This is a genomic window from Variovorax nitratireducens (assembly GCF_051216545.1).
Taxonomy (GTDB): domain Bacteria; phylum Pseudomonadota; class Gammaproteobacteria; order Burkholderiales; family Burkholderiaceae_C; genus Variovorax.
Genome location: NZ_JBPJZO010000007.1, coordinates 143,525 through 155,879 on the forward strand (window position 1 = coordinate 143,525; position 12,355 = coordinate 155,879).

Consider the following 12,355-nt stretch of genomic DNA (forward strand, 5'->3'; position numbering starts at 1 on the left):
GCTCGCAGGCATGCGAATTACCGTTTCCATCCCCGAACGCCCCGACGCCTGGATCGCCGGCCTTCGCCGCGAACTGCCGCATGCCGACATCGAAGCCTGGCAGCCCGGCGCCGCGCCGGCCGACCACGCGGTGGTGTGGGCGCCGTCCCAGCAGTTCATCGACGAGCAGCCCGCGCTGCGCGGCATCTTCAACATCGGCGCCGGTGTGGACGCGCTGCTCAAGCTGCGCGTGCCGGCATCGACCCGCATCGTGCGACTCGACGATGCCGGCATGTCGGTGCAGATGGCCGAGTACGTGTGCCACGCACTGATCCGGCACTTCCGCGAGTTCGACGGCTACCAAGCCGACGCCGGCGAAGGCCGCTGGAGCTTTCGCAAACCGAGGCTGCGGCGGGATTTTCCGGTCGGCATCATGGGGCTGGGCGTGCTGGGCGAGCGGGTCGCGAAAGCGGTGGCGCAGTTCGAGTTTCCGGTCAACGGCTGGAGCCGCTCCCCCAGGCAGATCGAAGGCATCCGCTGCTTCGCGGGCGAGGCGGGCCTCGACGAATTCCTGGCGGCCAGCCGCGTGCTGGTGTGCCTGCTGCCGCTGACGCCCGACACGCGCCACATCCTGCGGCGCGAAACGCTTTCGAAGCTGTTGCCCGGCGGCTACGTGATCAACGTCGCGCGCGGCGGCCACCTGGCCGAAGACGAACTGATTCCCCTGCTCGACGAAGGCCGGCTGGCCGGCGCCACGCTCGACGTGTTCGAGGTGGAGCCGCTGCCACCCGAGCACCCGTTCTGGCGCCACCCGAAGATCACGGTGACGCCGCATGCATCGGCCCGCACCCTGCGCGACGAGTCGATCGCGCAGATCGCGGCCAAGATCCGTGCCGTGGAGGCGGGTACGGGTTTCGACGACCTCCCCGGCGTCGTCGACGCCAACCGCGGATACTGAACCCGGACTCTCTTGGAGACGTTTATGAAATTGCCAGCCAGAGTCAAGATCGTCGATGTCGGCCCGCGCGACGGCCTGCAGAACGAGAAGCAGCCGGTGGCCGCCGACATCAAGATCGGCCTCGTGCACCGCCTGCAGGACGCCGGCCTGCGCGAGATCGAGGTCACCAGTTTCGTCAGCCCCAAGTGGGTGCCGCAGATGGCCGACAACGCTGCCGTGATGCACGGCATCACGCGCAAGCCGGGCGTGCGCTATTCGGTGCTCACGCCGAACATGAAGGGCTTCGAGGCCGCCATTGCCGCGCCGCGCAACGAATGGCCCGACGAGATCGTGGTGTTCGGCGCTGCCACCGAGGCTTTCAGCCAGAAGAACATCAATTGCTCCATCGCCGAAAGCATCGAGCGCTTCGCGCCCGTGGTGGCAGCGGCGCGCGAGAAGGGCATTTACGTGCGCGGCGCGATGTCGTGCACGGTCGGCTGCCCGTACGAGGGCGAGGTCGCCCCCGAAGCCGTCGGCAGGCTCGCGGGTCTGATGAAGGGCATCGGCGTGCAGCATGTCGGCGTGGCCGACACCATCGGCGCCGGCACGCCGGTCAAGGTGCAGCGCGCCGTCGAGGCCACGCTGGCGCACTACGGCATCGACGACATCTCCGGCCACTTCCACGACACGTACGGCCAGGCGCTGGGCAACACGCTGGCCAGCCTCGAGATGGGTGTGTGGCAGTTCGACACCTCGTCGGCTGGCCTCGGCGGCTGCCCGTATGCCAAGGGCGCCACCGGCAACGTCGCGACCGAAGACGTGGTCTACATGCTGCACGGCATGGGCATCGAGACCGGGATCGACCTCGACCGCCTGATCGACGCAGGCGTCTACATCAGCCAGGCTCTGGGGCGCGAGCCGAACTCGCGCGCGTCGAAGGCGATCAGAACCAAGCGGGCCGGCTGATGTGCGGCGCCGAACTCCATTCCCTGCCTGAAACCGTTCAACGCGTGGCCCGCCTGCTGCAGGGCGCCGGCCATCCGCAAGCGTTGGTGCGCCTCGCGCCGCAGGATCTCGAACGCCTCACCGGCGGCCCCGTGGCGGACGTGGTGTGACGACGCAGGACGCAATGGATCTGCTCGTTGCGCGCGCCCACCGGATTGGCGCTGTAGGCCTCTTTGACTCCGAACCCATACCGTCGCCCTGCATCTCGGTGTGCCGCATGAGCGCAGCGACGCCCTCGCTGTGCGAAGGCTGCTTTCGCACGCTCGGCGAGATTGCCGGGTGGAGCCGCATGGGCGAAGCGGACAAGCGGCAGGTATGGGTGCATATTGCGCAGCGCATCTCGGAGACCACGGCATGAAGCACGTTACTTTCTATCTGGACTTCATCTCGCCCTATGCGTACCTCGCGTTCGAGCGGCTGCCCGAAGCGCTCGAGGGCCTGAGTTACAGCGTGGCCTACAAGCCGCTGTTGCTGGGTGCGGTGCTCAAGCACCATGGCCAGCTCGGCCCGGCCGAGATCCCGTCCAAGCGCGAATGGACGTACCGGCAGGTGCTGTGGCTCGGCCATGCGCACGGCATTCCGATCGAGATGCCGGCGTCGCACCCCTACAACCCGCTCGCGCACCTGCGGCTGTCGCTCGCGACCTCGCCCGATGGCACGGTGAGCCGCCATGTGGTCGAGACCCTCTTTCGTGATGTCTGGCGTGGCGGCGGCGAAGCCACCGATGCCGGCCGGCTGGCGGCGCTCGAGGCCGGGCTCACCCTGCAGCGCGAGCCCGGCAGCGATGCGGTCAAGGCGCAGCTCAAGGTCAACACCGACGAGGCGATCGCGCGCGGCGTGTTCGGCGTGCCGGCCTTTGCCGTCGACGATCGCCTGATCTGGGGTTTCGACGGCCTCGCGATGCTGCGCGCAGCACTCATGGGCGACGCCTGGTTCGACGGGCCGCAGTGGCACGCCGCGGCGCAGCGGCCTTCGTCGCTGCGCAGCAATCGCTGAGTTTCTTGCATCCTGAAATTGCCGGCGGGGGTTTCACCCTAGTTTGTAAGCGCCTGTCAGTTTGGCGAAAGTCTCGGGTCAGTCGTCTCTCCAAGAATGCGGGGCGGTCTCGCGGTGAGGCCTGCATCCCGCATTTCCACAGGAGACGAAGCAATGGCAGCCACACTGGATTCCAAGGGGGTTCCGCATCCGGCGCCCCGACCCATGTCAAAGGAGGAAAAGAAGGTCATCTTCGCTTCCTCGCTGGGCACTGTGTTCGAGTGGTACGACTTCTACCTCTACGGTTCGCTGGCACCCATCATCGCCAAGCAGTTCTTCAGCGGACTGGATGCAGGCGCGGCCTTCATCTTCGCCCTGCTGGCATTTGCGGCCGGCTTCCTGGTGCGCCCGTTCGGCGCCATCGTGTTCGGCCGTCTGGGCGACATGATCGGCCGCAAGTACACCTTCCTGGTCACGATCCTGATCATGGGCTTGTCGACCTTCATCGTCGGCCTGCTGCCCAGCTACGCGACCATCGGCGTCGCGGCGCCGGTGATCCTGATCGCGCTGCGCATGCTGCAGGGCCTGGCGCTCGGCGGCGAGTACGGCGGTGCAGCCACCTATGTGGCCGAGCATTCGCCGCACGGCAAGCGCGGTGCCTACACCTCGTGGATTCAGACCACCGCCACGCTCGGGCTGTTCCTGAGTCTGCTGGTGATCCTGGGCGTGCGGGTCGGCCTTGGCGAAGCGGCCTTTGCCGACTGGGCATGGCGCATTCCGTTCCTCGTCTCGATCGCACTGCTCGGCATCTCGGTGTGGATCCGGTTGAGCCTGAGCGAATCGCCTGCCTTCCAGAAAATGAAGGCCGAAGGCAAGACCTCGAAGGCCCCGCTGTCGGAATCGTTCGGCCAGTGGAAGAACCTCAAGATCGTCATCCTCGCGCTGGTGGGCCTGACCGCCGGCCAGGCCGTGGTCTGGTACTCGGGCCAGTTCTATGCGCTGTTCTTCCTGACGCAACAGCTCAAGGTCGACAACACCACGGCCAACCTGCTGATCGCGGCCTCGCTGCTGCTCGGCACGCCGTTCTTCGTCGTGTTCGGGACGCTGTCCGACAAGATCGGCCGCAAGCCGATCATCATGGCCGGCTGTCTGCTGGCGGTGTTGACCTATTTCCCGGTGTTCAAGATGCTGGCCGAAGCGGCCAACCCGGATCTGATGAAGGCGCAGGCCACGGCCGCAGTGACCGTGACGGCGGATCAGGCGAGCTGCTCGTTCCAGGGCAACCCGGTGGCGCGTGAAATCGACTTCCGCAGCTCCTGCGACATCGCAAAGCGCTACCTGTCGCAGAACTCGGTGAGCTACGAGAACATCGCGGGTGCGCCGGGCTCCAAGGCGATCGTCAAGATCGGCGACAAGACGGCCGAAGCGCCGATCGGCAACGTGGTGAACTCCAAGTTCGACGAAACCTCGGTCAAGGAAATCGCCGCCTTCAAGAAGGTGGTCGGTGACGACCTCAAGGTTGCCGGCTATCCGTCCAAGGCGGATCCGGCCAAGATGAACAAGGGAATGATGGTCGCGCTGCTGTTCTGGCTGGTGCTGCTGGTGACGATGGTCTATGGCCCGATCGCCGCGATGCTGGTCGAGCTGTTCCCGACGCGGATCCGCTACACCTCGATGAGCCTGCCGTACCACATCGGCAACGGCTGGTTCGGCGGGTTGCTGCCACCCATCTCGTTCGCCATCGTGGCCAGCACCGGCAACATGTTCAACGGCCTCTGGTACCCGATCATCATCGCGGCCATGACGCTGGTGATCGGCACGCTGTTCGTGCGCGAGACCAAGGACGTCGACATCTACGCGAATGATTAACTGACCTGACCTTCCCCCTCACCGGGGGCAACACCCGCGGACCGGCAAAGCCGGTTCCGCGGTGTTCTGGCGAAGCACTCACGCTTCACCTGACTGTTGAACAAAAAGGCTTCATGCCACCTGCATGAGGCCTTTTTCTTGAACCATCCAGGAGATAAGACCCATGTGGAAACTCGTCGTCGGCTTCGTCATCTTTGCCGCCATCGCACTGTTCGTCATCAGCAAGGGCGGCGACAAGATCGACATGTCGGGCGAAAAGCACGGCACCGAGGCCGAGGCAACGCACGCGCCCGAGCCCGCGCCTGCCCCCAGCGCGCCCAAGTAGTAGGTAGTAGGTAGCAGGTAGCGCCGTAGCGCCGGGCCTCAGCGCTTGAAGCGGCCGTCGCTGATGATCGCCAGGTCGGCGAAATCGATGCCGGAGTGATCCTGCGGCGAGTAGCTGATTTCCATGCCGCCGCCGAGGTCGAAGCCGCGAATGGTGTCCAGCGCTGCGAGAACCTTCGCGCGTGAGGGCTTCGGGCCGGCGCGGCGCAGGGCCTCGACCAGCACCTTGCCGGCGGCGAAACCTTCCAGCGTGGCTGGCGACAGTTCGGTTTGCCCCTTGGCCTGCGCCAGCGCCGTCGCCTCCTTCACCAGCGGTTGGGCCGTGGCGCGCTCCGAGGGGAACACCTGCGTCACGATCACGCCGCGGCTCGCTTCGCCGAGCTGCTTGATGAAGCCGGTCGATGCGTTGTTCGACAGCGTGACGACCTGCGCCGACGAGCCGGAGGCGCGCAATGCCTTGATGCCGTCGACCACCGCGCTGCCCGAACCGATCCACAGCACGGCCTGCGGGTTGGCCTTGGCCAGCGCCGCCACGATGGCGGCGTAGTCGGGCTTGTCGCGATCCGCGGGGACCACGACCACCGGCTCCTTCTTGGCCTTGGTGAAGCCGGTGGCGGCGCCGTCGAGGCCGTCCTTGCCGAACGAGTCGGAGGCGTGCACCACGGCGATCCGTTCGATGCCGACGGTGTGCAGGTGCGTCACCGCCTTTTCCGCTTCGCGCTGATAGGTAGAGCGCACGTTGAACACATGCTTTTGCACCGGCTTGTGCAGCACCATGGCGCCGGTGGACGGCCCGATCAGCGCCACGCCGTGTTTATCGAGCCAGGGAATGATGGCCTGCGTGTGCGGCGTGCCGCGGCTCAGGAATAGTGCGACGACCTTCTTTTCCTCGATCAGCACGCGGGCGTTTTCACCGGCGCGCTTGACGTCGAAACCGTCGTCCAGGCGCACGATCTCGATCTGCTCGCCGTGGATGCCGCCCTGGCCGTTGGCGTGGTCGATCGCCAGTTGCGCACCGGCAATGGTTTCCTGCATGTTGGCCGCCACCGCGCCGGTGATGGCGGCGGTCTGGCCGATCAGGATCTGGGCGGCAGCGCTGACGGCGCCGAGGCCTAGCAATCCGGCCGCGCAGAGAACGCGCACTTTCTTCATTGGGTACCTTTGAGAAGAGAAATTTGGGGGCGACGGACGCGGCCGGCGCAAGTGTGAGTATTTGTTACCGAGTCGCACTTCCAGCCCATCCGGGAAAACCCCTGCCCGCCGACCCAGCATGTGACGCATCGCACGAATACGACACCCGCACTTCCTAGAATGTCTGCCCCACCCCCAAGGCACTCATGACACAGGGCTCCATCCGGATCCGCGGCGCGCGCCAGCACAACCTCCAGAACCTCGATCTCGACATCCGCACTGGTGAGCTCACGGTGGTCACGGGCCCCAGCGGCTCGGGCAAGTCGAGCCTGGTGTTCGACACCCTCTATGCCGAAGGGCAACGCCGCTACGTCGAGACCTTCTCGGCCTATGCGCGCCAGTTTCTGGACCGCATGGACAAACCGGCCGTCGACAAGGTCGAGGGCGTGCCGCCCGCCATTGCCATCGACCAGACCAACCCGGTGCGCTCCTCGCGCTCCACGGTCGGCACCATGACCGAGCTGAACGACCACCTGAAGTTGTTGTTTGCGCGCGCGGCGCAGCTGTTCGACCGCAAGACTGCGCTGCCGGTGCGGCACGATTCCCCCGACTCGATCTACGCGGCGCTGGTGGAGCGGGCCGCCGCGGCCGGCGACCCGCGCGTGGTGCTGACCTTCCCGGTCGAACTGCCGGCCACGACCACCGCCGACGAGGTGACCCAGTGGCTGTCGGCCAGCGGCTTCACGCGGGTGCAGGCCGAGCGCGAGGTCGCCACGCCGACCGGGCCGCGCAAGGTGCTGGACGTGGTGGCCGACCGTTTTCGCATCGCCGGCGCCGAGCGCGTCCGGGTGCTGGAGGCGATCGAGACCGCGTTGAAGCGCGGGGCAGGGCGCCTCACGGTCTACGCGCTGGCGGCGGAAGAGGGCGCCCGCCCCGCCGCCGGGCCGCCCCAAGGCGGGGTCGCCCCCGCGGGGGGCAGCGAACCACACGCAGTGGGGAGCGTGGGGGCCACATCCGGCGAGATCTGGAAGTTCTCCACCGGCCTGCACTGCCCGGAGAGCGACATCCGCTATGGTGATCCGATCCCGTCGATGTTCTCTTTCAATTCGGCCGTCGGCGCCTGCGAAACCTGCCGCGGCTTCGGCCGCGTGATCGGGGTCGACCTGGGCCTGGTGATTCCCAACGACAAGCTCACCCTGCGCGCTGGCGCCATCAAGACCATCCAGACGCCGGCCTGGAAAGAAGCTCAGGACGACCTGATGCACCACGCCGAGGCGGCGGGCATCCCGCGCGACACGCCCTGGGGCAAGCTCACGGCCGAGCAGAAGCATTGGGTCATCGAAGGCTCGCCCCACTGGAAGGGCAAGTGGAACCAGCAGTGGTACGGCGTGCGGCGCTTCTTCGGCTATCTGGAGAGCAAGGCCTACAAGATGCACATCCGCGTGCTCTTGTCCAAATACCGCAGCTATACGCCCTGCCCGACCTGCGCCGGCGCCCGGCTTAAGGTTGATAGCCTGTTGTGGCGCATCGGTAGCAAGGAAGACGCCGACGCGGTGCTGCCGCCGGAAAAGCGCTACATGCCAGTCGGCGTCGACTGGACGCGTGCGCAGCTCGAGGCGCTGCCGGGCCTGTGCCTGCACGACCTCATGCTGCTGCCGATCGAGCGGCTGCGGCGCTTCTTCGATAGGCAGGCTCCCTCCCCCGCCGGGGGAGGGCAGGGGTGGGGGCAAGCGGCGTTCGAATCGTCCGCTGCCAACCCCCATCCCAACCTTCCCCCAAAGGGGGAAGGAGCAAGCCATGGCGACGCGCAAGCCCTCAAGCTGCTGTTCGAGGAAATCACTACGCGACTGCGCTACCTGCACGACGTGGGCATTGGCTACCTCACGCTGGACCGCCAGAGCCGCACGCTGAGCGGCGGCGAGGTGCAGCGCATCAACCTCACGACGGCGCTCGGCACCTCGCTGGTCAACACCCTGTTCGTGCTCGACGAGCCCAGCATCGGCCTGCATCCGCGCGACATGAGCCGCATCACCGAGGCGATGCTGCGGCTGCGCGATGCCGGCAACACGCTGGTGGTGGTCGAGCACGATCCGGCCGTGATGCTGGCGGCCGACCGCGTGATCGACATGGGCCCCGGCCCCGGCATCCGCGGCGGCCAGATCGTGTTCGACGGCAGCGTCGACGCACTGCGCAACGCCGACACGCTCACCGGCGCCTACCTGGGCGGCCGCAAGCAGATCGGCATGGGTTTCAAGCGCCTCGTGAGCGAGAACACGCACCGACTCATCCTGGAAGGCGCGCGCGAGCACAACCTGCAGAACGTGACGGTCGAGATCCCGCTGCAGCGGCTGGTGGTCGTCACCGGCGTCAGCGGCTCCGGCAAGTCGACGCTGATCCAGGACGTGCTGGCACCGGCGTTGATGCGCCACTTCGGCAAGGCGACCGAAACACCGGGAGCGCACGACCGGCTGCTGGGCGCCGACCACCTGAGCGACGTGGTGTTCGTCGACCAGTCGCCGATCGGCAAGACCGCGCGCTCGAATCCCGCGAGCTATGTCGGCGCATGGGACGCGGTGCGCGAGATCTTTGCCACCGCGCCGCTGTCGCGCCAGCGCGGCTACACCGCGAGCAAGTTCAGCTTCAACAGTGGCGACGGCCGCTGCGCCACCTGCGGTGGCTCGGGCTTCGAGCATGTGGAAATGCAGTTCCTGAGCGACGTGTACCTGCGCTGCCCCGACTGCGACGGCAAGCGCTACCGTCCCGAGATTCTGGAAGTGGCCATTGAACGGGCGGGCCGCGCGCTCAACGTGGCGGACGTGCTCGACCTCACGGTGGCCGAGGCCGCCGTGTTGTTCGTGGCCGACCGCGACGTGCTGCGCGTGCTGCAGCCGATCGTCGATGTCGGGCTCGACTACGTGAAGCTCGGCCAGCCGGTGCCGACGCTGTCGGGCGGCGAGGCGCAGCGCCTCAAGCTCGCGGGCTTCCTGGCCGAGGCCGCGAAGAATGGCAGCGCCAGCAAGCAGGCGCTGGCGCGCAAGGGCACGCTGTTTTTGTTTGACGAACCGACCACCGGCCTGCACTTCGACGACATCGCGCGCCTGATGCGTGCGCTGCGCAAGCTGCTCGACGCCGGCCATTCGCTGGTGGTGATCGAGCACAACCTCGACGTGATCCGCGCAAGCGACTGGCTGATCGACCTCGGGCCCGAAGGCGGCGAGGGCGGCGGCCAGGTGGTGGCCGAAGGCACGCCGGAGCATGTGCGCGAGTTGAAGGGCTCCTTCACCGGCGACGCGCTGCGCGACTACGAGCTCGCGCTCGGGCCATCGCGCCTTGCCGCCGAGCCGCGCGCCTCTTACTCCCTCCCCTCCCGGGGGAGGGCAGGGGTGGGGGCCGGCAGCGGTGGCGAGGGAGCCATTCAGATCGTGAATGCGCGCGAGCACAACCTGAAGAACCTCACGGTCGACATCCCGCGCGGCAAGTTCAGCGTGGTCACGGGCGTCAGCGGTTCCGGCAAGTCGACGCTGGCCTTCGACATCCTGTTCAACGAAGGGCAGCGCCGCTACCTCGAATCGCTCAACGCGTACGCGCGCAGCATCGTGCAGCCGGCCGGCCGGCCGGAAGTCGATGCGGTCTACGGCATTCCGCCCACGGTGGCGATCGAGCAGCGCCTCTCGCGCGGCGGGCGCAAGAGCACGGTCGGCACCACCACCGAGGTGTGGCATTTCCTGCGCCTGCTGTACGTCAAGCTCGGCATCCAGCACTGCATCCACGACGGCGCGGCGGTGCGGCCGCAAACGCCGGACAGCATCGCGGCGCAGTTGCTCAAGACCTTCAAGGGTCAGCACATCGGCCTGCTCGCGCCGCTGGTGAGCAACCGCAAGGGCGTCTACACCGAGCTGGCCGACTGGGCTCGGCCGCGCGGCTACACGCACCTGCGCGTGGACGGCGGCTTCCTGCCGACGCTCAATTTCCCGCGCATCGACCGCTTCAAGGAACACAGCATCGAGCTGCCGGTGGCCAGCCTCGATGTGCTGCCCGAGAACGAAACGTCGCTGCGCGAGGCGCTGGCCCGGGCGCTCGAGCACGGCAAGGGCGTGCTGCATGTGCTGAGCGAGCTGACCGGCCTCAAGGCCGCGATGATGGCCGGCGCGCCGACCACCGGCATCGGCCGGGTGCAGGTGTTTTCGACGCTGCGCGCCTGCCCGATCTGCAGCACCAGCTACGCGGAACTCGACCCGCGCCTGTTCAGCTACAACAGCAAGCACGGCTGGTGCCCCGACTGCGTGGGCACCGGCGTCAAGCTCACCAAAGACCAACGCAAGGTGTACGACGACTCGGTGCTGGCCGACGACCAGAAAGGGCGCGAGCAGACCTTTGCCGAGCCCGAGGCCGAAGACGTGGGCGACACCGCGTGCCCGACCTGCGAAGGCACGCGCCTGAACGCGACGGCACGCGCGGTGGGCTTCGGCGCGTCGATCGCCGACGGCACGGGCGGCGTCGGCATCACCGAGATCGCGCGCATGAGCGTGACCGACATCCGCAAATGGTTCGAGGGCCTGGCGCTGGTCGGCCGCGATGCCGAGATCGCGCGCGACCTGGTGCCCGAGATCAAGAGCCGTCTCGAGTTCCTGGAAGAAGTGGGCCTCGGCTACCTCACGCTCGACCGCGGCGCGCCGACCTTGAGTGGCGGCGAAGCGCAGCGCATCCGCCTGGCGGCGCAGCTCGGCAGCAATCTGCAGGGCGTCTGCTACGTGCTCGACGAGCCGACCATCGGCCTGCATGCGCGCGACAACCAGATCCTGCTGAACGCGCTGCACAAGCTCGGCGACAAGGGCAACACGCTGGTGGTGGTGGAGCACGACGAAGACACCATCCGCCGCGCCGACCACATCATCGACATCGGCCCGAGCGCCGGCAAGCGCGGCGGCCGGCTGGTGGCCGAGGGCTCGGTGGCCGACATCCAGGCGGCCGCCGATTCGCAGACCGGACGCTACCTGCGCGATGCGATCAGGCATCCGCTGCAACCGCGGCGTCTGGTCTTGCTCCCTCCCCCGGAAGGGGAGGGAGTTCAGAGCTGGCTGACGGTGCGCGGCGCCGACCTGCACAACCTGCAGGACATCACGGCGACCCTGCCGCTGCACCGCCTGGTCGCGATCACGGGCGTAAGCGGTTCCGGCAAGTCGACGCTCGCGCGCGACGTGCTGCTGACCAACGTGCAGGCGGTCGTGATCCAGCGCATGACCAAGGCCGGGCGCGATGCCGATGCCGCGGGCAAGCGGCCGGCCTGGACAGGCAGCGCCAAGGTCGAGGGCTACGAAACCATCGACCGCGTGCTCGAGGTCGACCAGACGCCGATCGGCAAGACACCGCGCAGTTGCCCCGCCACCTACATCGGCTTCTGGGACACGATCCGCAAACTGTTTGCCGACACACTCGAAGCCAGGGCGCGCGGCTACGGCCCGGCGCGCTTCAGCTTCAACACCGGCGAAGGCCGCTGCCCGGGCTGCGACGGCGCCGGCATCCGCACCATCGCGATGAGCTTTCTGCCCGACGTGAAGGTGCCCTGCGAGGTCTGCCACGGCGCGCGCTTCAACCCCGAAACGCTGGCCGTGAGCTGGCGCGGAAAAAGCATCGGCGAGGTGCTGCAGATGGAGGTGGACGAGGCGGTCGACTTCTTTGCGGCCATGCCGAACATCAGCCATCCGCTGCAACTGCTGAAGGACGTCGGGCTGGGCTACCTAACGCTTGGCCAGCCGTCACCGACGCTGAGCGGCGGCGAGGCGCAGCGCATCAAGCTGGTGACCGAACTCAGCAAGGTGCGCGACGACGTCACGCGCCGCGGCAACAAGGCGCCGCACACGCTCTACGTGCTGGACGAACCCACCGTGGGCCTGCACATGGCCGACGTCGAGAAGCTCATTCACGTGCTGCACCGCCTGGTGAACGGCGGCCACAGCGTGGTGGTGATCGAGCACGACCTCGACGTGATCGCCGAGGCCGACTGGATCATCGATCTCGGGCCCGAAGGCGGCAATGCCGGCGGCCGCATCGTCGCCGCGGCCCCGCCCGAAGAGGTGGTGCGGATCGGCACACACACGGGGGTGGCGCTCGGGCCGGTGCTGGCGCGGGCGTGAT

General features: G+C 67.5%; 8 protein-coding genes. 7 read left to right on the forward strand and 1 reads right to left on the reverse strand.

Annotated elements, in window-relative coordinates:
- Window positions 1-10: 10 nt before the first annotated feature.
- The 6 genes from ACSFA8_RS17875 (at window position 11) to ACSFA8_RS17900 (ending at window position 5,090) form a co-directional block, all read left to right on the forward strand.
- A complete protein-coding gene (locus ACSFA8_RS17875) occupies window positions 11-937 on the forward strand; it encodes a 2-hydroxyacid dehydrogenase (RefSeq protein ID WP_435480827.1) in 927 nt (308 codons plus the stop codon).
- A gap of 24 nt (window positions 938-961) precedes the next feature.
- Window positions 962-1,882 (forward strand): hydroxymethylglutaryl-CoA lyase, encoded by a 921-nt coding sequence (locus ACSFA8_RS17880; protein ID WP_435480828.1) that lies wholly within the window; start codon window positions 962-964, stop codon window positions 1,880-1,882.
- A 163-nt stretch (window positions 1,883-2,045) separates the two neighbouring features.
- A complete protein-coding gene (locus ACSFA8_RS17885) occupies window positions 2,046-2,279 on the forward strand; it encodes a DUF1289 domain-containing protein (RefSeq protein ID WP_435480829.1) in 234 nt (77 codons plus the stop codon).
- Entirely contained in the window at window positions 2,276-2,917 is a 642-nt protein-coding gene (locus ACSFA8_RS17890) for a 2-hydroxychromene-2-carboxylate isomerase (RefSeq protein ID WP_435480830.1), read from the forward strand. The genes ACSFA8_RS17885 and ACSFA8_RS17890 overlap by 4 nt, the downstream gene beginning before the upstream one ends.
- 153 nt (window positions 2,918-3,070) lie before the next feature.
- Window positions 3,071-4,765, forward strand: coding sequence for an MFS transporter (locus ACSFA8_RS17895; protein WP_435480831.1), 1,695 nt, complete (start codon window positions 3,071-3,073; stop codon window positions 4,763-4,765).
- 163 nt (window positions 4,766-4,928) lie between these two features.
- Entirely contained in the window at window positions 4,929-5,090 is a 162-nt protein-coding gene (locus tag ACSFA8_RS17900; RefSeq protein ID WP_435480832.1) for a hypothetical protein, read from the forward strand.
- Between the two features lie 38 nt (window positions 5,091-5,128).
- On the opposite strand, the gene ACSFA8_RS17905 is transcribed toward ACSFA8_RS17900, so the two are convergent.
- A complete protein-coding gene (locus tag ACSFA8_RS17905; protein ID WP_435480833.1) occupies window positions 5,129-6,241 on the reverse strand; it encodes an ABC transporter substrate-binding protein in 1,113 nt (370 codons plus the stop codon).
- Between the two features lie 185 nt (window positions 6,242-6,426).
- Here ACSFA8_RS17905 and uvrA point away from each other — a divergent pair, with 185 nt between their 5' ends.
- Window positions 6,427-12,354: an excinuclease ABC subunit UvrA gene (uvrA, locus tag ACSFA8_RS17910; RefSeq protein ID WP_435480834.1), complete on the forward strand. Its 5,928-nt coding sequence runs from the start codon at window positions 6,427-6,429 to the stop codon at window positions 12,352-12,354.
- Window position 12,355: the final 1 nt, after the last annotated feature.